This window comes from Streptomyces sp. NBC_01460 (genome assembly GCF_036227405.1).
GTDB lineage: Bacteria > Actinomycetota > Actinomycetes > Streptomycetales > Streptomycetaceae > Streptomyces.
Genome location: NZ_CP109473.1, coordinates 610,280 through 633,253, shown reverse-complemented (window position 1 = coordinate 633,253; position 22,974 = coordinate 610,280). Strand labels below are relative to the sequence as shown.

At 71.1% G+C, this 22,974-nt stretch carries 20 protein-coding genes; 4 read left to right on the top strand and 16 right to left on the bottom strand.

Going from position 1 to position 22,974, the window contains the following annotated elements; all coding sequences use genetic code 11:
- Nucleotides 1-98: 98 nt before the first annotated feature.
- From OG488_RS02885 to OG488_RS02815, 14 genes are all read right to left on the bottom strand, one after another.
- Nucleotides 99-506 (bottom strand): DUF6221 family protein, encoded by a 408-nt coding sequence (locus OG488_RS02885; RefSeq protein ID WP_329225598.1) that lies wholly within the window; start codon nt 504-506, stop codon nt 99-101.
- Complete coding sequence (locus OG488_RS02880; protein ID WP_329225596.1) at nt 503-829, bottom strand: DUF6221 family protein; 327 nt, start codon at nt 827-829, stop codon at nt 503-505. The genes OG488_RS02885 and OG488_RS02880 overlap by 4 nt, the downstream gene beginning before the upstream one ends.
- Nucleotides 826-966: a hypothetical protein gene (locus OG488_RS02875; protein WP_329225594.1), complete on the bottom strand. Its 141-nt coding sequence runs from the start codon at nt 964-966 to the stop codon at nt 826-828. The genes OG488_RS02880 and OG488_RS02875 overlap by 4 nt, the downstream gene beginning before the upstream one ends.
- 32 nt (nt 967-998) lie before the next feature.
- Nucleotides 999-2,138, bottom strand: a complete 1,140-nt coding sequence (locus OG488_RS02870; RefSeq protein ID WP_329225592.1) for an NADAR family protein — start codon at nt 2,136-2,138, stop codon at nt 999-1,001.
- Between the two features lie 278 nt (nt 2,139-2,416).
- The gene (locus tag OG488_RS02865; protein ID WP_329225590.1) at nt 2,417-2,914 is read right to left on the bottom strand and encodes an Ig-like domain-containing protein; all 498 of its coding nucleotides are present in this window, start codon (nt 2,912-2,914) and stop codon (nt 2,417-2,419) included.
- Nucleotides 2,915-3,084: 170 nt separating this feature from the next.
- Nucleotides 3,085-4,089, bottom strand: coding sequence for an IPT/TIG domain-containing protein (locus OG488_RS02860; protein WP_329225588.1), 1,005 nt, complete (start codon nt 4,087-4,089; stop codon nt 3,085-3,087).
- A gap of 158 nt (nt 4,090-4,247) precedes the next feature.
- Nucleotides 4,248-4,991: an IPT/TIG domain-containing protein gene (locus OG488_RS02855; RefSeq protein WP_329225586.1), complete on the bottom strand. Its 744-nt coding sequence runs from the start codon at nt 4,989-4,991 to the stop codon at nt 4,248-4,250.
- Between the two features lie 657 nt (nt 4,992-5,648).
- Nucleotides 5,649-6,092, bottom strand: coding sequence for a MarR family winged helix-turn-helix transcriptional regulator (locus OG488_RS02845; RefSeq protein WP_329225584.1), 444 nt, complete (start codon nt 6,090-6,092; stop codon nt 5,649-5,651).
- A 119-nt stretch (nt 6,093-6,211) separates the two neighbouring features.
- Nucleotides 6,212-6,868: a class I SAM-dependent methyltransferase gene (locus tag OG488_RS02840; protein WP_329225583.1), complete on the bottom strand. Its 657-nt coding sequence runs from the start codon at nt 6,866-6,868 to the stop codon at nt 6,212-6,214.
- Between the two features lie 154 nt (nt 6,869-7,022).
- Nucleotides 7,023-7,934 carry an alpha/beta hydrolase gene (locus OG488_RS02835; protein ID WP_329225581.1) on the bottom strand — a complete coding sequence of 304 codons (912 nt, stop codon included), beginning with the start codon at nt 7,932-7,934 and terminating at the stop codon, nt 7,023-7,025.
- A gap of 155 nt (nt 7,935-8,089) precedes the next feature.
- Nucleotides 8,090-8,650 (bottom strand): quercetin 2,3-dioxygenase, encoded by a 561-nt coding sequence (locus OG488_RS02830; protein ID WP_329225578.1) that lies wholly within the window; start codon nt 8,648-8,650, stop codon nt 8,090-8,092.
- Nucleotides 8,651-8,743: 93 nt separating this feature from the next.
- The gene (locus OG488_RS02825) at nt 8,744-9,271 is read right to left on the bottom strand and encodes a hypothetical protein (protein ID WP_329225577.1); all 528 of its coding nucleotides are present in this window, start codon (nt 9,269-9,271) and stop codon (nt 8,744-8,746) included.
- Nucleotides 9,272-9,436: 165 nt separating this feature from the next.
- Complete coding sequence (locus tag OG488_RS02820; RefSeq protein WP_329238376.1) at nt 9,437-10,684, bottom strand: MFS transporter; 1,248 nt, start codon at nt 10,682-10,684, stop codon at nt 9,437-9,439.
- Nucleotides 10,594-11,322 (bottom strand): ArsR/SmtB family transcription factor, encoded by a 729-nt coding sequence (locus OG488_RS02815; protein ID WP_329225575.1) that lies wholly within the window; start codon nt 11,320-11,322, stop codon nt 10,594-10,596. The genes OG488_RS02820 and OG488_RS02815 overlap by 91 nt, the downstream gene beginning before the upstream one ends.
- Nucleotides 11,323-11,588: 266 nt before the next feature.
- Here OG488_RS02815 and OG488_RS02810 point away from each other — a divergent pair, with 266 nt between their 5' ends.
- The 3 genes from OG488_RS02810 to OG488_RS02800 all read left to right on the top strand — a co-directional run bounded on the left by OG488_RS02810 (nt 11,589) and on the right by OG488_RS02800 (nt 18,252).
- Nucleotides 11,589-14,024, top strand: coding sequence for a GH92 family glycosyl hydrolase (locus tag OG488_RS02810; RefSeq protein WP_329225573.1), 2,436 nt, complete (start codon nt 11,589-11,591; stop codon nt 14,022-14,024).
- A gap of 223 nt (nt 14,025-14,247) precedes the next feature.
- Nucleotides 14,248-17,529, top strand: coding sequence for a LamG-like jellyroll fold domain-containing protein (locus OG488_RS02805; RefSeq protein ID WP_329238373.1), 3,282 nt, complete (start codon nt 14,248-14,250; stop codon nt 17,527-17,529).
- A 177-nt stretch (nt 17,530-17,706) separates the two neighbouring features.
- Complete coding sequence (locus tag OG488_RS02800) at nt 17,707-18,252, top strand: DUF6886 family protein (RefSeq protein ID WP_329225571.1); 546 nt, start codon at nt 17,707-17,709, stop codon at nt 18,250-18,252.
- Between the two features lie 108 nt (nt 18,253-18,360).
- Here the strand turns inward: OG488_RS02800 and OG488_RS02795 are convergent, their stop codons facing one another.
- Nucleotides 18,361-19,380: a LacI family DNA-binding transcriptional regulator gene (locus OG488_RS02795; protein WP_329225569.1), complete on the bottom strand. Its 1,020-nt coding sequence runs from the start codon at nt 19,378-19,380 to the stop codon at nt 18,361-18,363.
- A gap of 213 nt (nt 19,381-19,593) precedes the next feature.
- Here OG488_RS02795 and OG488_RS02790 point away from each other — a divergent pair, with 213 nt between their 5' ends.
- Nucleotides 19,594-20,424 (top strand): phytanoyl-CoA dioxygenase family protein, encoded by an 831-nt coding sequence (locus OG488_RS02790; protein WP_329225567.1) that lies wholly within the window; start codon nt 19,594-19,596, stop codon nt 20,422-20,424.
- Nucleotides 20,425-20,562: 138 nt separating this feature from the next.
- Here the strand turns inward: OG488_RS02790 and OG488_RS02785 are convergent, their stop codons facing one another.
- Nucleotides 20,563-22,914: an AbfB domain-containing protein gene (locus OG488_RS02785; RefSeq protein WP_329225565.1), complete on the bottom strand. Its 2,352-nt coding sequence runs from the start codon at nt 22,912-22,914 to the stop codon at nt 20,563-20,565.
- Between the last annotated feature and the right edge of the window lie 60 nt (nt 22,915-22,974).

The following is a 22,974-nucleotide window of genomic DNA, read 5'->3' as shown; positions in this document are numbered from 1 at the left end:
TGCGTCGAGTGATCCCGAGCCGCTCTCTCCAGCAGCCCGGCTCCTGAACGACCAGGGCCCCGTGCCGTCCGGTGCGGGGTCCCCGTCGTCCGCCCTGCTCACGGACGCCACTCCTCGCGGTGGTCCGGGTGGTCGGCGTACACGGCGGCCAGCGACTTGACCGACCAGTAGTGCGCGGCGTCGAAGCCGCCTTCCGGGTGCTTCGCCTCGCAGCGCCCCTCGCACCACTGCTCGTGGGCGCGCAGGACCCGCCGGGCCGCTTCGACCTCGCGCAGGACACGCGTCGGGTCGTGGAGCGCCACGTGCTCGGCCCGCGCGGCGTCCTCGTCGGTCCCGCCCACCTCCGGGCCCGTGGTGACCAGGGGCGGGGCGTCCTCGTCCACAGGGACGGAGTAGACACCCGTTCCCAAGGCCTGCCAGCCCTCACCCCTGCCGCCGGCGGCAACAGCAGCGGACTCCCGCTCATCGAGACGGGCCTCGAGGAAGGCGGTCAGCTCGGCGGTCACGCGGGGCTCCCGGGCCGGTCTGCGGATTCCTGGCCGTGCGGATAGTCCCGGTGCTCGACGTAGGGCGCGGCAAGCAGCCGAAGCTGGAACTCGGCGTTCCGGCCGCCCTGTCCCGGGGCCCCCAGGTACGGGACCACGGTGTCCTCCAGCAGCGCCAGTCGAACCTCCGCCGTGGCGACGGTGAACCGGTCGTGCTGAGCGGCGTCCTCGGGTTCGACGCCGAAGCGTTCGGGCTGCTTGACCACCACGTCGCCGGCGAAGCGGGCCTTCTCCAGCTCCTCGGCGAAGCGGGCCCGGACGAAGGCCACCAGGGCGTCGGTCATGCGGGCTCCTCCTCGGCGAGAGCGGCGCGCGCCGACCCGGCGATCTGCCGGTCGGCTCGGGTGGGCGGCTTCGCCTCGTACCAGGTGTCTCCGATGCGGATCGGGCGGGGCGGGGTCGTGGTCACGTTCGGCGACATGCCCTGACCGTATCCAGGTGGAGCTACCCGCGTCATCTCGCGCTCGACCCCGTCCCCCACACGATTCCGGTGCGCTGCGCGTGCAGTTCGGAACGGACGAGTTCGAGCAGTCGGCCGGTCCAGTTGCGGCCACGGCCGGCGTTGTCGCCCCAGAACGAGGAGTCGGCGTCGTCGTAGAGGAGGGTGGCGTCCTCCGTTGCGAGAAGTACCTCGGCCAGGTCCGGATGCTGAGCGTACTTGGCGCGGAGCAGCATGGTCATGACGGCGCTGCGGGCCCGTTCCCAGCCCTCGCGTCGCGGGCCGGCGGCGGCCAGTTCGCGGGCGGCGTACGAGGTGTCCGCCGCCGCGATGGCGGCGTGCGCCGCGGAGTCGTCGACCGACAGGGCCCAGTATGCCTGGGCGACCGACGCGTAGGTGACTCCGTGGATGTCGACGGGCGCCGGGTAGTCGCTGCGCAGAGCCACCTTGCCCGGCTCGTCGAGACGCCGCCGCGGATACGAGTGGGAGAGGTGGACCGCCGCCGCGTGGGGTGTCACCGGCCCGTCCGAAGGAACCCGGGAGCGGGGTCCGGCGGTCGGACGGGCATGCTCCTCGAAGTAGGCGACAGCCTCTTCGTACTCCTCCTGGGAGACGGCCTCGTCGGACCAGTCCTCCAGCGTCCCGCCCGGCCCGGCCACCAGCACCTGGAGCGGCCGGTCCTTGCGGTCCATGTCGCCGAGCGCGTAGTGGCGCTGGGTCTCGGGAACGGCCAGGTAGGCGGTGCGGGCGGCGGCTCGGTTCTCCTCGGTCCGGTCGGCGAGGAACACGTCGACGGCGGCCAGGCAACGGGCGGTCGAATCGGGGCGGCCGTTCAGTTCCTCGATCGTGTCCCGCACCTCGGCGAGCAGCAGTTCCGGGGTGATCCGGGTATGCGGCTCGGCGAACCTCCACGAGGCGAGGCCGTGCGCCGATGCCTCGGCCCCCTCCGGAAGGCCGGTGGCCACCCAGCCGGAGCGCAGCTTCTGCTCGAACTCGTCGAGGGTGACCAGGCCCCAGCAGTCGATGAGCCCGTCGGCGTAGATGCCCAGGTCGGTGAGGAAGTAGGTCCCACCGTTGCAGATGAAGGCGTGACGCCATGTCCCGGGTATGCGGACGCCGTCCGCCGTGCGGTAGGTGATCGGGTTGCTGATCATCCCGCCATTGTGCCGGGTCCGGCCACGCGCCTCCCCTCCCACCCGAACGCGGGGAAAGGGCGACATGTCTCATGCCTGCCTGATTGATCGTTTCGGAATGTCGTGCCGCGGAGGTGGTGGAGAACTGGCACAGCCAGAACGCCGTGCTCCGACAGGGCAAGGACGGCGCCCTGACCGGCCCGGACATCCGCCCCAAGGAGTGCTCTGGTGTCGGACGGGCGAGGGGTACCGCGGCCCGTGACACCCCTCGCCCGTGTCCAGCGCCCGTCGGGCCGGGCTTACTTGTTGATGCGCGTCACATGGTGGCTGTTGACGTTGACCTCGTTGTGGACGTCCCCGACGTGGAAGTCGATCAGCCCGCAGAGCAGGCAGCCCGGATTGCCGGCCGGGGGCGACGGGGCCTGGGACACGGTGACGGTGGTGGTGCCGTTCGAAGCGTCGCAACTGTCGTCGCCGTTGTAGGCGGCGGTGATGGTGTGTGTTCCGGTGGTCGTGAACCCGGTGGTCAGTGAGGAGCGTCCGTCCGCGGAGACGGGTGCGGTCGCCAGGAGGTCCGGGCCGTCGAAGAACGAAACGCCGAGGCCGCCGCTCGGGTCCGAGCTGCAGGTAACCGTCGCGTCGAGGGTCACCAGCTGCCCGGTCGCGGCCGAGGAGGGCGTGGCCTGGACGGTGGTCGACGACGGATCGGCGGCTGCAGCCGACGGAGCCAGGGACAGCACGGTGGCCGTCGCTACGGCGACCACGAGTCCGACGTTGCGTGCAAGACACGCTTTCACTGAGGGGCCTCCTCGGTCTGATCGTCAGACGGGGTTCGCCTGACCGTTCGGAGCGTGACCTTAGGCCGCTTTTGATGGCAGTTGCGGTAGGCGCGGGTCCCGGCGGTCCCCCTGAGCCCTCGGCTCGCTCGAATGGGCCGGAGTGGGCCGGCGGCACCGATGCCGGCCGGCTAGATCGCGGGAGGCGCGACGCGCTGGTAGGCGAGCGAATTGCTGGTGCCGCCCGACGTCGTGAGGCTCACCAGCACCGAGCCCGCCGGACCCGCCGGGGCGATCGCGATCGCAGTCGTGTCCGACACCACGGTGAAGGCCGCCGGTGCGGTGCCGAAGCGGACCGCGAACGTCGTGGTCAGCCCGATGCCTGTCAGGGTCACTGCGGTGCCTGCGCCTGTCGGCCCCTGCGCGGGCGAGAGCGCGGTGAGCGCCGGGGCCGTCAGATAGGTGTAGGTGACGGAGTTGCTGGTGCCGCCGGGGCCGGTGACGGTGACCGCGACGGATCCGGTGCCTGCCGGTGCGACGGCGGTGATCTGGGTGGCGGAGTTGACGGTGTAGGAGGTCGCAGGGGTGCTGCCGAACGTGACGGCGGTGGTCCCGGTCAGGCCGGTGCCGGTGAGGACCACGCCGGTCCCGCCGGTCGCCGGGCCCTGGGCGGGCGAGACGGACAGCAGTGAGGGTGCGTTGACGTAGTAGAAGAACACCGGCCCCGAGGTGCCTCCGACGGTGGTCGCGGTGACCGCCACCGCGCCGGTGCCTGCCGGTGCGACGGCGGTGATCTGGGTGGCGGAGTTGACGGTGTAGGAGGTCGCAGGGGTGCTGCCGAACGTCACGGCGGTGGTCCCGGTCAGGCCGGTGCCGGTGAGGACCACGCTGGTGCCGCCGGACGTCGGGCCCTGATTCGGTGTGATCGCGCTGAGAGCCGGAGTGGGTGCGTAGGTGTAGGTGATCGTGTTGCTGAGGCCGCCGGGTGTGCGCACGGTGACGTTGACCGTTCCGGTTCCGGGCGGGACCGTCGCCGTGATCGTCGACGGTGTGTTGACCGTGTACGACAGGGCGGCCGCGGATCCGAACGTGACGGCGATGGCGCCGGTGAACTGGCTGCCGTTCAGGGTCACGGGATTGGTGCCCGCCGCCGGACCCGTGTTGGGTACGACCGAGGTGAGGACGGGAGGGGCCACGGTGACTCCAGGGAGTGTGGTCGGCCTGGCTCGGCCGCGAGCTGGGGGCACGGAAGAGGTGCGGGCGGGCGTGCGTGAGCCCGCACCGCTTCCGCTGGGCACGGACGGGTGGACAGGAGCTCACCGGGGCCGTGCGCGGCTGTGTGTCCGGGACGCCGTCAGATGCCGGGGCCGGACACGTAGGTGAAGCCGCCGCCGGCGGTGGCGCTCCCGCCCTCGGTGGTCACGACGACATCGACGGAACCTGCGGTGCCGGGCGGTGTGACGGCCACCAGCGTGGTGCTGTTCAGCACTGCGAAGGACGCCGGGGTGCCGTCGAAGGTGACGGCCGTGGTGGATGCCAGGCCGGTGCCGTTGACGGTCACCGACGTGCCGCCGGACGTCGATCCCGAGGCGGGTGTGAGCGAGACGAGTGTCGGCGCGTCGGCATACGCGTAGGTGAGCGGAGCGGCCGTGCCCCCGGTGGTGGTGACGGTGACGTCGACGGAACCGCTGAAGCTGCCGGCCGGAACGACCACCGACAGTTGACTGTCCGAGACGACCGTCGGGGTTGCGCTGGTGGAGCCGAAGGACACGGTGGTGGCTGTGGAGAGGCCGTAGCCGTTGATGGTGACCGTGTTGCCGCCCGAGGTCGGACCGGAGTCCGGGGCGATGGACACCGCGATGGGCGGGCTGATGTAGAAGAAGGAGAGTGAGTTGCTCGTCCCTCCCGCGGTCGTCACGTCGACGTCGACGACGCCGCAGCCCGCAGGGGCGATGACGGTGATCGAGGTCGGGGTGTTCGAGGTGATCGTGGCCGTCCGGGACCCGAAGTGGACGGCGGTGGCGCCGGACAGGTTCACGCCTGTGATGGTGACGGTTGTTCCGCCGCTGGTGGAGCCTTGGTTGGGACTGATGGGCATGAGGGTTCCTCTCGCTCGGAAGCCTTCTCCGAGCAGTGACTGGGTGTTGCGATCCAGGAACGTCCCGAACCGGCCCACGCCGACACGTTCGGCCGCTGGCGGATGGGGATGTGCGGAAGCCCGTCCGGACGAGACGAGTTCGGTCTCGGGAGGGAGACTTGTCCGCAAGGAGTCGATGGACCATCACCCATTGCTGCAGACACCCGAATTGACCCACCAGGGTGATTCGTATGCCAAGGGAATTGACGCGGTATCAACCGTTCGGCGGAGCGTGCCGGGCGTGCGACGGCGCGTTCCGGTGGTACGCAGCTCCAGCTCCGTCACCTTCGCCGGTGGTTGTGGCGTCTGTGCCTGGTCGGTCAGGTGCCTGAAGAAGGGGCGGGGCGACATGCCCGTCTCGGCGGCGACGTGGGCTCCCGGACGGCCGGACGCCACACGTTCGACCAGCAGACACCTCCGGAAGACCGTCAACCGGGCAGTACGGCGGGACACGAAGACCTCCGTGTGGTGCGTTTCTGGACAGCTCCACCACACCGGGGGTCTTCGCCTCCGACCAAGACCCCCGTGCCGACAACGCTCGTGATCCATACACCTCGGCCGTGACGCGGCGGCTGGTCGTGATCCCTCGCGCCGGGGTGCGGCCCGGTCGCCCGCGGGTCAGGAGCCGGCCGTCAGCAGGGGTGGCTCGCCCCAGGGCCGGGTGAGGATGTCGCGGAGCTGTCCGGCCTGGGCGCCGATGCGCTCGGCCAGGACGGCCTCTATGGCGGTGAGCATGACCTGAGCCCGCTCATGGGCCCGTGCGCCCTCCGGGGTGGTGCGGACGATCCGGGAGCGGGCGGACGACGGATCGGGTGTCTGCTCCAGCAGGCCCAGGGCGATCAGGCTGTGCACCGCCTGGTGCGTCGTCTGACGGGTGACGCCCATCCGGCGCGCCAGCTCGGAGATCGAGGTGCCCTCCGGGTCGAGCGTCGCGAAGACCGCCGCCTGCGCCGCCGTCACGGGCTGTTCGCCGGCGGCCGTCATGCCGGCCAGCAGGGCGTCGTCGAACCAGCGCTTGGCCTCGCTGAGCAGCTGGGGCATGTTCGGTGGGGTGTCGGTCATGGTTCCTCGGTCGGCCGGCGGTTTCCCGAGCATACGGCCCGGTCCTCGACGGGACTCCGGGGGAGGAACGGGGCGTGAGCCGGTGCCCGCCCGCCTCCCACGGGCAGTTCGCGCAGCCGTCACTCCTGGTGCCAGACAAGCGTGTAGCGCCAGAACAGACGGCGACGCGAGCGGGCACCCGGCAGCACCTCCTGGGCGCCCCGCACGATCTCGGCGAAGCTCATGGCGGGCGGAAGCGTCGGGGCGGTCATCGACGTGGGGCGAGTTGCCCTGCGTCCTCCGTTCCTGAGCAGCGCCATCACGACGTTCATCGGGATCGCCGCAGCCCCGAGGGCATGGTCGCCGAGCGTCCGCGCACGGGCGACTCCGACGACGACCAGCGTCCCGCCGGGGGCGAGGCGGTCGCGGAATCGGGCGAGCGTCTCGGAGAACGGCAGATGGTGGAGGGCCGCCACACACGTGATGACGTCGAACGGGCCCTCCGGCAGCCCGGCAGCCGCGTCCCGGACGGTGAAGTGGACGGGGAGGGCGGGCGCCGTGAGGGTCCGGGCGCGGGCGACCATGGCCGGGTCGGAGTCGATGCCCTCGACCGACATGGCCCGGGCGGCCAGGATCCGGGCCAGGTCACCGCTGCCGGAGCCCACGTCCAACGCCCTGTCGAAGCGCTCGGGCAGGCGGCGCAGCAGCCAGCGGTGGTAGTGCGCGTTGTGGTCCCAGGGCCGGGCGGCATGGAAACGGTCGAGTGCGCGGAGCACGCGGGACATCGGTGTCGGCATGGCGGGATTCCATCACCCCTGCGGCGTCGACGCCGGAGGCAGGTGATTCGGGCGCCCGTTCCTGTTCGGCTTTCGGGAGCGCCCCGGGGCGGGAGTTCATTCCGGCAGCGGCGGCCCCATGCGTAGCTGCCCCGCCCACCGCACGGGGCAGCGGTCAGCGGGTGAGCGCCCGGGCGAACTCGACCGAGCGGTCGAAGCACTCGGTCACGCCCTCGTCCGGGAGCCCGACCCACAGGTGCTGGGCCCCGTCGATCAGGCGCAGCTCCACCGGCGCCCCCGCCTCGCGCAGCGCCTCGGCCAGGCGCACGCTCTGCCTGCTGGGCACCAGGGTGTCGTCGGTCCCGTGCAGCAGGAGGAAGGCGGGGGAGTCGCCCGAGACGTGGTGAACAGGGCTGGCGGCCCTGGTCAGCTCCTCGTCGGCGGCCGGGGCGGCTCCCAGGAGGAGCGCCTCGCGGGTGGTCGGGTCGGTGGAGTCGAAGCCGCCGCCGTGATCCTCCGCGAGGGCGCCGAGATCGCTGGGCCCGTACCAGCAGACGCACCCCCGGACCGCACCGGTCGCCGACCCGGCGGAGGTGAGCGCGGCCAGGGCGGCGAGATGCGCGCCCGCGGACTCACCCCACAGGACGATCCTGGAACGGTCCACCGCCAGCTCGTCCGCACGGCCGCCGAGCCAGCTCAGCGCGGCGGCGAGATCGTCCCGCTGGGCGGGGAAGTGCGCCTCGCCGCTCAGCCGGTAGTCGAGGCAGGCGACCGCGAGACCGGCCTGGACGAGCCGGGCGAACGGTCCGGGGCGCCAGGTCCGGAAACGAGGCCCCAGGTCGTCCCGGCGCCCGGTCCGCCAGCCGCCGCCGTGGACGAACACGACGAGAGGCACGGGCCCGTCTGGCTCGGCCGGCCGCCACAGGTCCAGCTCCAGCGGACGGCTGCCGTCGGGCACGGCGTAGACGGCACCGCGCAGGAGCTCCACCCCTGGTTCGGGGTGCGACGCGGGCGGGAGGGGCAGCGTGGCGGGGTCGGGGGGAGCGAGCAGCTCGAAGGGGAAGGGCGGGAGCCCGGAGCGGGTCATGACACGGACCTTTGGCGGCAGGCGGAGGTGGGGACTCTCGGCGGAGGACGGGGTGGGCGGGGAACACTCCCCGGCGATGCCACGGGTCGGCCGTCGGCCCCGCTCCGGTGCGTGGACGTGTCTCCGAGCGGGGTACGGCGGACCTGGGCGACCGGTCAGTCCTGGGTGCGCCACTGCTGCTCGGGCATGAACCGGACGTCGTACTGGAGCGGCACCGTGCCGAATTTGTGCGGCTCAGGGACGAAGGGCTCGCGCGGGAGGGTCAGTTCCTCGGTAGGCGTCCCGAGGTTCTCGAAGAAGCGCTCGAAGGTGCCGCCAGGCCCTGCGGCCACTCCGATGATCTGGCTGTGGTGGCGCTCGATCCGGTAGGCGTGCGGGCAGTTCTTGGGTACGAACCCGAAGTCGCCGGTGGTGAGGAGCTTCTCGTACTGCTCACCCTCCTGGTCCTCGACGAAGAGCCGGGCGGCGCCACTGCCGATGTAGAAGACCTCGTAGGTGTCCGCGTGCAGGTGGGCCGGGATGATGTCGCCCTTCGCGCCTTCGACGGTGAAGAAGTTGAAGGCGTTCTCCGTCTGCTCCCCGCCGGCGTAGACGGTGACGAGGTCACCGAAGAGGTGGGCCCGGTCGCCCATGCCCTTCTCGATGAAGTACGGCTTGCCCGGTTCCGCGGGGATGTGGGAGCGGGTGCGGTACTTGGTGGCGTACTCCATGGTCATGGCGAACCTCCGGGATCGACTCCGACAGGAACGTCAGGCTACCTGACGTTCCTGTCGGAGGTGAAGGGGACGGGAGGGCTCGTGGCCGGGGCGTCAGCTCGGGTCCTCCAGGGCTGAGCGCATGTGGCGGTACAGGGCGAGGGTGTGGCGGCGCATCCGGAAGATCGCGTAGCAGAAGGCGGCCACGGCGACGGTGAAGATCGCCGGGAAGACCGGCGATCCACTGATCGCGCCGAGGACGAGCATGCCGACCACGACCAGACCCGCGATGCCGAGCCAGTACGGCAGCCACCGGCCCGCACGCTCCAGCTTCCCCAGCTGGTCGTCGACGAGTCGCCGCATGGCCTCCCGTTCGCCCGGATCGCTCGGCACCTCGCGGTGGCGGATCCTGCGGGTGAGGTCGGCGACCCCGCGTGGGTCCTTCCCGGTCACCCGCCCGGCTCTGCGGCGCTGAACGGCCAGGAATCCGACGCTGACGGCGGTGTAGAACGCGCCCTGGACCACCCAGACCAGCGGGTGGGAACCCTGGCGGAACAGTGCGGTGAGTCCTGTGCCGAGGGCGAGGATCATCACTGCCTGGGCGGCCGGACTGCGGTCGAGCCAGAGCTTCAAGCTGTGCACAGCGAGTGCCTCCTCGGAACCGACGGTGACGCTGACGTCCTTCGGGTGCCCCGCCGGGCCCGTGCCACCGCCGGGGTTTCCTGGGCCCGGCGGTGGCACCGGTTCGACGGGGGCGGAAGGCCGTCGGCGCGATCGATGCCCGCGTGGCCGTTGGTGGGCGCAGGCTCAGGCAGCCGCATCCACGGGGGTGTCCGGTGCCAGGGAGCGGATGCGGGGTATCGGCGAGGGCAGCAGCCACAGCAGCGACACGACGCCGCCGACGGCGGCGACGAGGAGGGTGGCCCTCAACCCGATCGCGGTGGCCAGGAGACCGCCGGTGAGGGCGCCGAGCGGCCGTATCCCGTAATTGATCGTGCTGAACGCCCCGGACACGCGACTGCGCACACCGTCGGGGGTCACGGCCGTCTGAAGGGCGTTGAGGTTGACGTCGAACAGCATGACTGCGAAACCGGACAGGAAGACGGACGCTGCCAAGGTTCCGGCGCGGAGCCCGGGTGGGCCGTCCGCGGCGGCGGTCACCGCGATCGCCGCGGGGAAGAGCACCGCACCCACGACGATGCTGTGCCCGAGGCCGAACCTGCGTGAGACGCGCGGAGCGACCACGGCGCCGAGGAGGGACCCTGTCGCGCCGACCCCGAACGCCGTACCGATGAACCCCGCGGACAGTCCGAGGTCCCGGCCGGCGAACAGCACGATCAGCCCGCTGCCCCCGATGAAGGTGAAGAAGTTGACCGTGGCGCAGCATCCGAGGCTGCCCCGCAGCACGGGGTGACGGAGGATGAACGCCAGTCCCTCCTTGGCGCGCCGCAGGAGCGCGGGTGCCGCGTCGCCGCTCGTGTCGGGCCGTTCGTCGACCGGGACGCGGCTGATCAGGACCGCCGATGCCAGGAACGTCAGGGCGTCGACGACGAGGGTGACGGGAGCGGCGAGGATCTGGATCAGGGCACCGCCGACGGCCGGGCCGGCGACGTGCGACGCCGATCGTGCGGCGCTTAGCCTGCTGTTCGCGTCCACGTAGGAGTCACGTGGCACGAGGCCGGCGAAGAACGGTGGACAGGCGGTGTTGAACAGCACTCCGGCCGTTCCCAGGAGCACCGCTACGACGTACAGCTGACCGAGTGTCACCGCGTCCAGCAGATACGCCGCCGGGATGCTGAGCAGGACGACGGCGCGCACCAGGTCGGCGAGGATCATCAGGCGTCGCTTACGGGCCTGGTGGTCGACCCACGCCCCCAGGAGGATCGCCGACAGGTTCGGGGTCCAGATGAGCGCGGTCAGCAGGGCGACCTGGCCGGCCGACGCGTTCAGGGCGCCGACGGCGATCAGGGGCAAGGCCAGTTCGGTGATCCGGTCGCCGAACTGTGAGACCGCGTTGCCGGCCCAGAACCGGCGGAACGGGCGGTCCCGCCACAGCGATGACCCGGTGGTCCGGTCCGGGACCTCCACCGTGACTGCTCCGGCTGCTCATCGGCCGCCTCCGGCAGGGCGTAGCGCATCAACTGGACGCCGCGGCCGCCGGCCGGCCGCTCGGCGGGGTCGCGGGTGACGTAGGGCGCGAGGACGCGCTCGATCTCGTCCTCGATGGCGGCGAGTTCGTCGGCGGACACGACGACGCGGGTGCTGGCCAGCCCTGCCCGGCCCGCCCACTCGGGATCGAGCCCCGGCTCCACCTCGGCGGCCCACCGGCTGGGCAGGTCGCCATGGCGGAGGAACATCTGCCGCGACAGCAGCCGCGCGGCCGACCGTCCCTCCTCGTCGCCTTCGTCCTGCGGCGTCTCGAACCGGTAGCCGCGCGCCGCCGCCTCCCACCGCCGCCTGCGGCGGTCCGGGCCGGGCTCGCTGTCGCGCACCAGCCCGAAGCCGGCCAGGTGCCGCAGGTGCCAGCTGGTCACCGACGGCGTCGCCCCGACGTCGGGGGCGAGCTCCGTCGCGGTCGCGGGGCCGTGCCGCAGCAGGCGGTCGAGGATCGCCAGGCGCACCGGATGGGCCAACGCCCGCATCGCCTGCGGGTCCTTGATCTCGATATCGCCCAGGCGATTACTGGATTCCATGACGTGAGAGTCTCCTCTCACATTTCGTGAGAGTCAACTCTCACATATCCGGGGACGGGGTTCGGCTGGTGCGCCCGCAGACGGACCCGGCGTCAGGGACGCTGTTCCGGAGGCCCGTTCACCACTCGTTCACCGCCCGGATCCGTCCGCGGCATTCCCTCGCACGCCGAGGGGACCTACGCTCGGCCGCGAATCGATCAACGCTGTCACGTCGCCGTGCGAGCGATGTTGACAACGTTGTCCAACTGCCGGAGGTATCCGAGAACATGCCCTCCAGACCGTCCGCGGCCCGGCGTCTCGCCGCACGGACCGCCGCGATCCTCCTCACCGGCGCGCTCGCCGGTGCCGTCACGCCGCCCGCGGCCCAGGCCGGTGCGCCGGTCACGCGTCCCACGGCCTATGTGGACCCGATGATCGGCACGTCGAACGGGGGCAACACGTACCCCGGAGCGGTCCGTCCGTACGGCATGATCGCCTGGTCGCCGACCAGCACCACGGGCGACCAGACGAGCACCGGGGCGGCCAACGGCTACGAGTACGGGGTGACCCGGATGCGTGGGCTGAGCCTCACCCACGTCAACGGAGCCGGATGCAACCCCGGTGCCGCGGGAGACGTGCCGATCATGCCGTTCGTCGGCGACGTCACCACCTCGCCGTCCGCGGACTCGAAGGACGCCGTCTACGCCTCCGGTTTCTCGCACGAGGACGAGCGTGCCGTGCCCGGCCGCTACACCGTAGGACTCGACTCCGGCGCCACCGCCGACCTGGCGGTCAGCGAGCGCGCCGGAGTGGCCGACTTCAGCTTCCCCGCCGACAAGCCGGCCAACCTGCTCTTCCGGGTGTCCAACTCGCTCAACGGCAGCGAGGACGCCCAGGTCGAGATCGACACCGCGCACCGCAAGGTGACCGGGTCGGTGCTCACCGGCGCGTTCTGCGGCCGGCGCGCCAACGGCGGGACCAACAACCGCAAGAGCTACTACCGCCTCTACTTCAGCGCCTCCTTCGACCGCGACTTCGCCACCACCGGCACCTGGCGCGACAGCGCTGTCATGCCGGGCGCCACCAGCGTGAGCGGCGGCGAGGGGTATGCCACCGGCGCGGACCGTGCCGGGCGGGGATCCGGTGGCTGGGTCGGTTTCGACACGGCCGAGGACGACGACGTCCGGATGCGGATCGGTATCTCCTACGTCAGTCAGGCCGGCGCCGAGGCCAACCTGCGCGAGGAGATCGCGCCGCGGGCGGACGTCGACGACGTGGCCCGTGCGGGGTCCGCCGCCTGGGACCGTGAGCTCGCCTCCGTACGCACCGGTGGCGGCAGCGACGCGCAGCGCACCGCGTTCTACACCGCGCTGTACCACTCCCTGATGCAGCCGAACCTGATCAGCGACACCGACGGCCGTTATCCCGGCATGGACGGGAAGCCGCAGCGCGTGACACACGGTCAGAAGGCCCAGTACAGCAACTTCTCCGGCTGGGACCAGTACCGGGCGCAGATCCAGCTCCTCGCGCTCCTCAAGCCGAGGATCGCGGGAGATTTCGCCCAGTCGCTGTACAACTTCGCCCGGCAGAACGGCGGGGTCTGGGACCGCTGGGTGCACGTCAACGGAGCGACGCACGTCATGACGGGCGACCCCACGGCCGCCACCCTGGCGACCTTCTACGCCATGGGTGTACGCAACTTCGACTACGAGGGCGCCTTCGAGTCCCTGGCCCGCCAGGCCACGGTGCCCCATCCGGACGGCCTCTCCGACGCGGGCTGCCCCGGTCAGTGCACCGGCCAGCGGCCCAATCTGGCGCAGTACCTGGAGTCCCACTACGCGGCCCAGGACGTCTGCCACTGCTGGGGCGGCGCCGCGGAGACCCTGGAGGACGCGGTCGCCGACGACGCGCTCGGCCGCTGGGCGCGGCTCCTCGGGCGGGACGAGGAGGCCGCGGCCTTCGAGGAGCGTGGCGGATGGTGGCGCAACGTGTTCAACCCCGGGGCCGGTGACGGCGCGGGGACCACCGGCTACATCCAGGCGCGCAACCTCGACGGCTCCTGGGTGACCCCCTTCGCCCCCGGCAGCGACCGGGGCTTCGCGCAGGGCACCAGTGCCACCTACACCTGGATGGTCCCCCAGGACGTCCAGGGCCTTGCCGAGGCCATGGGAGGCCGTGAGACGGCGGCACAGCGGCTCGACGGCTTCTTCCACAAGGCGGACGGCTCCTGGTCGGTCAAGGGCGGCGACGCGCTGCGCTACGACCCGACCAACGAGCCGGGCATCCACGCCCCATGGCTCTACAACGCGCTGGGACAGCCGTGGAAGACCCAGGAGACGGTGCGCGAGATCGTGAACACCGTGTACGGGACCGGCCCTCGCGGCCTGCCCGGCAACGACGACCTCGGCACGATGTCGGCCTGGTACGTCTTCTCGGCCCTGGGCCTCTACCCGCAGACTCCGGGCAGCGCGACGATGCTGATCGGGGCGCCGCTCTTCCCGTCCGCGGTGCTGCGGCGGGCGCAGGGCGGAGACATCACCATCAGCGCCCCGGAGGCGGATGCGACACATCCGTACATCGACGCGGTGAGGATCGACGGACGGACGGCTGACCGGTCCTGGACGGACGCCCGACTGGTGACCCGAGGAGGGGCGTTGGCCTTCCGGCTCGCGGACCGGCCGAACACCTCCTGGGCCACCGGACCTGCGGGTCTTCCGCGTTAGCACATCAACGGGGCCCGCCCCGCGGCCCGGTGGGCGGCTCGGTGCCGTCCACCGGGCCGGACGTGCCCTGTGGGCGGGGCGCGGCGGGTATCAATTTTCTATCGTTGAAAATTCTCCCTGCACGACCGTTGTCAGGTGTTTGAGGCTGTGGCTCAATGTTCGACTATGTGCAGTGCTTCGCGGTTCGGAGCACTCCGGCTTCTTCGATGAGGACGACGCCTTGATACGACAACTTGCCCGCCCCCGCACCGTTTTGAGAACACTCGCCTGTACGGCGGCGCTGCTGCTCCCGGTGGGGGCGACCCTGGTCCCGGCCGCTGCCGCGGCACCCGCCGCGGAGGCGGCGGCCCCCACCGCCTCCGCGTTCGTGAAGGAGGACCCCTCCACCGAGGTGCACGGCCTCAAGGGTGAGTACTTCGCCATGTCCGCCCCGGGCGCCCGCGACTTCGCCGAGCTCGGTGCCACGGCTCTGGACCCGGAGATCAACTTCCCGGGCCTGACCGGTGCGTTCGAGTCGGCCACCGGGAAGACCGAGCACACCACCGCCCGCTGGACGGGGCAGATCGCGGCCCCTGAGGACGGCGACTACACCTTCTCCGCCATCGGGGACAACGGCTTCCGCCTCTTCATCGACGACAAGGCCGTCATCGACCACTGGGAGCCGGACTGGGACAAGGAGCAGACCAGCAAGCCCGTCACCCTGAAGGCCGGTGAACAGCACACCTTCCGGCTGGAGATGTTCCAGGACATCGGCGGGGCGAACATGTTCCTGCGCTGGTCGAGCGCGAAGCTAGCCAAGCAGATCGTCCCCGAGTCCGCATTCACCCCGCCGGCGGACTTCGAGGTCTACCCGGTCGGGCTGAGCGTCGCGGAGGACGGCCTGAAGGTGCAGGCGACCTTCGACCACGAGGTCAGCGGCGTCCAGGACGTGAAGGGCCACCTCGGCATCGAGGCGGACACCACGCCGATGCCGGTGAAGTCGGTCGTCAGGGCCTCGAACAACCGCAAGGCGATCGTCGTCACCCTGGGTGGAGCCATCCAGAAGAACCAGCAGGTCAGGTTCGCGTACGACGGTGAGGGCGGCCTGAAGAACGGCGACGAGACCGTCCCGGAGATCAGCCGCAGGGCGAAGAACCTCTCCACGCACCGGCTTCTCACCCCGTGGGGCGAGAAGGTGAACCCGAAGAACCCGCTGCCCGAGTACCCCCGCCCGCAGCAGGTGCGCGACGACTGGAAGAACCTCAACGGCCCCTGGGAGTTCGCGGGAGCCACCGCCGACGAGAAGCCGGTCTTCGGCAAGCCGCTCGACGAGCGCATCACCGTGCCCTACCCCGTCGAGTCCCAGCTCTCCGGGCTGGAACGCCACGAAGACCACATGTTCTACCGCAAGCTGGTCACCGTGCCGAAGAGCTGGTCGGTCGGCAAGCGGAGCAGTGACGAACGCCTGAAGCTCAACTTCGGCGCCGTCGACTACCACGCGCGCGTCTGGGTGAACGGCAAGCAGGTCGCCGAGCACACCGGCGGCTACACCGCCTTCAGCGCCGACATCACGGACGCCCTCAAGGGCAGCGGTCCCCAGGAGATCGTGGTCGCGGTCACCGACACCACCGGTGCCGACCAGCCCACGGGCAAGCAGTCCGCCAACCCCAGCGGCATCTTCTACACCGCCTCCTCCGGCATCTGGCAGACCGTCTGGATGGAGCCCGTCGCGCCCGCCGCCGTCGACTCCCTCAAGACCACGCCCGACATCGACAAGGGCCGTCTCGCCCTGACGGTCAACTCCGAGGCCGCCTCGAAGTCCGCCCGTGTCACCGCTGTCGCCCGTGACAAGAAGGGCAAGGTCGTCGGGACCGTCACCGGAGCGGCCAACAGCGAGCTGAGCCTCCCGGTCGCCAAGCAGCACCTCTGGACGCCGGACGACCCGTACCTGTACGACCTCGAGGTCACCCTCAAGGACGGCCGTTCCAAGGACACCGTCGACAGCTACTTCGGCATGCGTTCCTTCGGCGTCGCGAAGGTCGGCGGCTACCAGAAGCTGGTGCTCAACGGGAAGCCGTTCTTCTCCCTCGCCCAGCTCGATCAGGGCTTCTACCCCGACGGTCTCAACACCGCGCCCAGCGACTCCGCCCTGGTCTTCGACCTCAAGGCGCAGAAGGACCTCGGCTTCAACTCCGTGCGCAAGCACATCAAGGTCGAGCCCGCCCGCTGGTACTACCACGCGGACCAGCTCGGGCTGCTGGTCTGGCAGGACTTCGTCTCCGGCAACATCACCGGTGAGAAGGGCCAGAAGGCCTTCCTCGACCAGGGTGCCGAGATGATGGAGCAGCTGCACAACTACCCCTCGATCGGTGCCTGGATCGTCTTCAACGAGGGCTGGGGCGAGTGGGACCGCACCGAGACCGGAAAGATCACCGAGAAGGTCCAGGCCGCCGACCCCTCCCGGGTCGTCAACGCCCACAGCGGTGTCAACTGCTGCAACTCCAAGGGTGACAGCGGCAAGGGCGACATCATCGACCACCACGACTACAACAACACCGACCCCGCCTTCCCGGACGCCGACCGCGCGGCGATGGACGGCGAGCACGGCGGCTTCACCCTCCGGATGCCCGGACACATGTGGCCGGGTGCGCCCACCGCGATCTACAGCGGTGTGGCCGACAAGGACGCGCTGACCGCCAAGTACGTCGACAACACCCGTACGTACTACCTGGACGCGGCCCGCGCCGAGCTGTCCGGCTCCATCTACACCCAGGTGACCGACCTCGAGAACGAGCTCAACGGTCTCTGGACGTACGACCGCCGCGAGATCAAGGTCGACCCCGCGAAGGTGCGGAAGATCAACCAGGAGGTCATCGCGGCCGGTGCCGCCGCGGGTGAGCGCGACGAGATCAAGGGCGGCGGGACCTGGTCCCTCGACGAGAACAAGGGGACCACGGCGGCGGACAGCGGCCCGAACCACAAGGACCTCACCCTCTCCGAGGGGACGTCCTGGGCGCCCGGCGTGCAGGGCTCCGCGCTGAAGTTCGACGGCGAGGGCCAGTACGCCGAGACCGACGGCCCGGTCGTCGACACGACCGGTGACTACACCATCTCGGCCTGGGCGTCGCTCGACGCGCTCCCGGGCAACTACGGCACCGTCGTCAGCCAGGACGGCCGGCGCCAGGAGAACCCGTTCTACCTCCAGTACGGACAGGGCGGCTTCGCCTTCTCCACCCCGGGCGCCCACCGGGCCCGCCTGGAGATCAAGCCCGAGCTCGGCACGTGGTACCACCTGGTCGGCGTGCGCAGCGGCGACGAGATCAAGCTGTACGTCGACGGCAAGCTCGCCCAGACCGCGGCGGCGGGTACCGCCGATGTCAGCAGCGGCGCCCTCTCCGTCGGCCGCGCCAAGTGGTCGGGCGGCAACACCGACTTCTGGAACGGCTCGGTCGACCAGGTGAAGGTGTTCGACAAGGCGCTCACCGACCAGGAGGTGACCGCGCTCCACGACGGCGAACAGCCGTAAGGAGCAACCCCGACGGCGAACAGCCGTAGGAGGCCCCCCGCAGGACCGCTCCCGGCAGTGCGTGCACGCGCCGCACTGCCGGGAGCTCCGCGCTGTCCTGCCCGGAGGGCCGTGCGCACGGCGGGTCCTGGACACCTGCGGCGACGGCGGTCGGCGGTTGTGCGGTAGAACCGGTGCATGCGTCCGCTACCAGGAGAAGTGCTGCACTTCTCCGAAGACCCCGAGATCTCGGTGTTCCGTCCGCACGTCGCCGCCACTGCCCGGCAGCCGGAGGCGTACGTCTGGGCCGTCGACGGCACCCAGGCCCCGGCCTACTGGTTCCCGCGCCGATGCCCGCGCGCCATGGCGTGGACCGCGCCGCACACGTCCCGGCCCGACCGTGAGCGCATCCTCGGCCCGGGCGGCGGCCGGCGGGTGCACGTCATCGAGTACAGCTGGCTGGAGCGGCTCATGAGCGTCGAGCTGTTCGCCTACCGCTTCGCCGCCACGTCGTTCCGCCCCTTCGGCGACCCGGTGCCCCACGCCTTCGTCTCGACCGAGACCGTCGAGCCGCTCTGTCCGGTTGAGCCCGTCGGCGATCTCGTCGATCTGCACCGGGACGCCGGGATCCAACTGCGCGTTCTCGACAACCTCTGGGGTTTCTGGGAAGCGGTGGTGCCCAGCACCATGCAGTTCAGCGGCATCCGTCTGCGGAACGCGACGCCCAAGCCCGACGAGAGCTGAGATCCGTTGGAGCGGCGGGGTGCCGGCCCCACGCCGGTCCCCACCCCGAGGCATCTCCGCGGGCGCGTCGCAGTCCCCGTCGTACGTGCGAGGGCCGCACTCCAGCCGTCACGCCGGTGGGACGGCGGCTCCGGTGCTCTCGCGCCCCAGCACACGGTGCGGGACCACGATCCGCCGTGCGGGCAGGGTGTCGAGGCGTCCGAAGACGCGCTCGGTCAGGCACTGCACCGCCCGCTCGGCGATCTGCTCCCGGTCCGGGGCGACCGTGGTGAGGGACGGGGCGGCGAATCTGCCGTCCTCGATGTCGTCGAACCCCATCAGCGCCAGGTCCTCCGGCACCCGCACGCCCTGTTCGGCCGCGACGCGCAGTGCACCGAGGGCGAGCTCGTCGCTGAAGCAGAAGACGGCGTCGGGCGGCTCGGGCAGCTCCAGCAGGTGACGCAGAGCCCGCGCCCCCTCCGCCCGGTGGAGGTCGGCCACCTCCACCTCGGCCACCGGGCTCAGGCCGGCCTCCCGCAGCCCGTGACGGAACCCCTCCGCGCGCAGTTCCGCCGTGCCGTGGCCCAGTCCGGACTGCAGGCCGATCGCCGCGATGCGCCGGCGGCCCCGCGCGACCAGATGGCGTGCGGCGTCCCTGGCCGCCCCCACGTTGTCCAGGGCGACATGGTCGATGGTCCCGTCCGGCTCCAGCTCGCCCAGGACCACCAGCGGCAGACCCCCGGCGAGTGAGGCCAGATCGGCCGGGGAGGTGGACCAGGGGCTGATGATCATCCCGTCGAGCTGGTGCCCCCCGGACCCGTCGAGGAGCCGCCGTTCCAGCTCGGGACGCCCCCCGGTCCGCTCCAGGAGCACCGTCCAGCCGCGCTCCTGTGCCGCGTCGATGAGGAGACCGGCCAGCGCGCCGAAGTAGGGGGAGTGGATCTCGGGCACGACCACACCGATGAGACCCGTGCGCCCCTGCCGGAGGTTGCGGGCGGCGAGGTTGGGGCGGTAGCCGAGTTCCTCCACCGCCGCCATGACCCGGGCGCGCGTCGCCGGGGCCACGGCCGCGGCATTGCTCACCACGTTGGAGACGGTCCGGACGGACACGCCGGCGAGCGCGGCGACGTCCTTGAGTCTCGCTGCCACGGTCGGTGCGCTCCTGTCCTTCCGCGCGGGGCCGGTCCTCGGCCGCTTCTCCGCGGTGAGCACCGTAACAGTCGCTGTGCACTTCGGTGTGCACTCCCTCTTGCTTCGTTGATTGCAACGTTGCAACATGAGGGGCGGCAGGCGAGGAACGCGCGGAACGTGCCCTTTCGGCCCGCGTGTCGTCCCGCTGCCCCCGACGAGAGGACCACTGTCATGACCGACGCCGCGACCACCGCCCCCCACCTCGGCCCGGCCGTCCAGGACCTGCACACGGCGGGCATCACCGCCTGCCGGGGCGCCTTCACCCCGCAGTGGGCCGACGCGATGCGCGAGGACGTCGAGACCGCCTTCGCCGAGGCACGCGGCCGGAAGGACGGAGCGGTGGGCAGGGGGCCCCACCGCTACTACGTCGAGATCCATCCCGAGCAGCTGCGGGGCTTCGTGGACCTGGTCGACCATCCGTGGGTGCGCGCCGTGTCCGAGGCCGTCCTGGGGCCCGACTACCGGATCGTCGAGCTGGGCTTCGACATCCCGCTCGCAGGGGCCGTGAACCAGCCCTGGCACCGGGACTTCCCCATGCCGGACGTCACCCGTGACGAACGCAGGCTGACCTCGCTCGCCTTCAACCTCACCGCCGTGGACACGCGCGAGGACATGGGCCCGTTCGAGATCGCGCCCGGCACCCAGTGGGACGACGACGCCCGCTTCGGCCACCGTATGTTCCCGCCCCGCGACGCCTACCCGCGCTACGAGGAGCTCGCCGAGCGTAAGTACCCCCGGAGGGGCGACATATCGGCCCGGTCCGCCCTGACGGTCCACCGGGGCACGGCCAACCGGTCGTCCGACTCCCGGCCGGTCCTGGTGCTCGGCGTCGACGCGCCGGGGGCGGGCAACGACGCGCAGCACGACATGGCGGTGACGAGGGAGTACTGGGCGTCGCTGCCCGGCCGGGTACGCGCCCACCTCCACTGCCCGGTCGTGGAGAAGCTGACCCCCATCGTCCAGAAGCACACCATCGAAGGCCTGGTGATGGGCGACGCCTGAAGCCCCGGCCGGTCCTTCGGGCCTGCCCGCCGCGGGAGACGCGGACCGGCGGCCGTGAGCGGGCGGGCCCGGTGGCGGCGCGGGATGCGCCGTGACCGGGCCCGCCGGTGTGCGTACTGCGTGTGCGCGGGTGTCAGGTCACGGTGCCCAGGGAGCGTCCACCGACCAGGTCGTGTCTTCGGCGAAGGTCGCCGCGTTGTCCCACGCGTGACCGCCGCCGGGGGTGGCCAGCCACACCTCGGAGTCGATGTGCCGCAGGTAGCTGCCGGGCAGGTTCGCGCTGGAGAACCTCACCCCGCCGCTTCCCGCGACCGCGCACCAGGTGGCGTCGGCCTTGAAGAGCGCCGAGCCGTCGTTCGCGTCGCGGCGGACCCGGAAGTCCCGGTGCCGGAGGTACTCACCGGGGTAGTTGCGGGACTCCAGCGAATAGCAGTTGCTGTTCGCCAGACCGGTCACGACCTTCCAGGTGGCGTCGCTCTTCAGGAGCGCGCTGCTCGCCCCGTCGACGACCGCGGTGTAGGCGAGCGCCTCGGAGTGCCGCAGGTACTTGTTCGTGTGACCGGGCGTGGTCACACGAAGCGACTTGTACTGCCCGGTGGGCAGGGTGACGGGCGGGGCGGGCGTCTTGGACGCCTGGATGAGGGCCTGGTTGGCGGCCTTCACCCGGGCGGTGTCGACCTTGACCACCTGGCGGTCGTAGGTGAGCAGCCCGTTCGCCTCGTTCTCGACGTCGGTGATCTCCGTGTAGACGGAGGCCGAGAGCCCGGCCGGGAGCTGCCCGACACGGATGCTGTCGAGGAGCCCCACGAAGCGGTTGTTCAGGGCGGCGACGCTCGCCTGGTCCTCGTAGCTGAAGCCGCCGCCCGGGTACCACTCGTGGCCCGGCACCTTCCATCCCAGCCCGCCGAACTCGCCGAGGACGGCGGCTCTGGTCGAGGTCGGTGAGGTGTTGCCCGGGCCGACGTAGATGTGGTTGTCGACCACGTCGCCGTTGCCGCCGTCCACGGAGCCGCAGCAGTTCACGCCGCTCATGTTGTTGACCAGCCGGGACGGGTCGTACGCCTTGACCTCGTTCGCGATCCGGGCCTGGTCGTACTGGCCCCAGCCCTCGTTCTGGTTCACCCACATGACCAGCGACGGCGAGCTGCGGTGCTGGTCGATGACCGCGTGGTACTCGGCCTCCCACTGGGTCCGCGCCCCGCTGTCGGGGGTCTTGCCGGTGTCCATCGCCGGCATGTCCTGCCAGACCAGGAGGCCCAGCTTGTCCGCCCAGTAGAACCAGCGCTGCGGCTCCACCTTGATGTGCTTGCGGACCATGTTGAAGCCGAGGTCCTTGTGCGCCTGGAGATCCGACCTGAGGGCGGCGTCGGTGGGCGCCGTGTAGATGCCGTCGGGCCAGTAGCCCTGGTCGAGCGTGCCCGTCTGGAAGACGAACTTCCCGTTGAGGACGGGGCGCAGGATGTTGTCCACCTTCGCGATCGCGATCGACCGCATGCCCGCGTAGCTGCCGACCGTGTCCACCACGGCCGTGCCGTCCAGCAGGTCGGCGCGCACGTCGTAGAGGAACGGGTCGTCCGGGCTCCACAGCCGGGGGCCGGGCACGGGGACGGAGATCTCCGAGCCGGGCGCCCCCGACGCCGTGCCCACGACGGTGCCGCCGCTGGAGACGGTGACCCGGGCGGTCCGGCCGCTGCCGGCCGCCGCCTGCACCTTGACCCGCAGGGTGCTGTTCCCGAGGTTCGGCGTCATGTCCAGGCGCGTGACGTGCGACGCCGCGACCGGCTCCAGCCAGACCGTCTGCCAGATGCCGGAGGCCGCCGTGTAGAAGATCCCGCCGCCCGGGTGGGGGTTCACGTCGTTGATCCGCTGCTTGCCGACGGCCTGGCCGCCGGTCTGCGTCGGGTCGTACACGGAGACCACGATCGTGTTCGTGCCACCGTTGAGCTGGGGCGTGATGTCGTACGAGAACGAGTCGAAGCCGCCCTTGTGCGCCCCGACCTGGGTGCCGTTGACCCAGACGGTGCTCTGCCAGTCGGAGGCGCCGAAGTTGAGCACGGTCCGGCGGCCGTTCCAGTTCGACGGCACGGTGAAGGTCCGCTTGTACCAGAGCTTGTCGTTCTCGGTGATCTTCCGCTTGATGCCGGAGAGCGAGGACTCCGCGACGAACGGGACCCGGATCTGCTCGGAGAACGACGCGGGCTGACCCGCGTCGCGGCCGGTCACCGCGAAGTCCCAGATGCCGTTGAGATTGGCCCAGTCGGGACGGGTGAGCTGGGGGCGCGGGTACTCGGGCAGCGGGTTGTCGACGGACACCTGGTTCGTCCAGGGCGTCGTCATCGGGGCCGGCTTCGGCGTCCAGGCGGCGGGTGCGGCGGCCGCCGGGGCGGTGGCGGCCCCGACGAGCGCGGTGGCGAGAAGTGCCATCAGGCCGGTGCCGGCCGTTAACCGTCTCCACCAGCTGCGGGGACGTGGTGCGGGTGCGGGCTTCATCCGAGGATCTCCTTGGGGGAGGGAAGGACCCCCCGCGCCGGAGTGGCGCGGGGAGTGGCT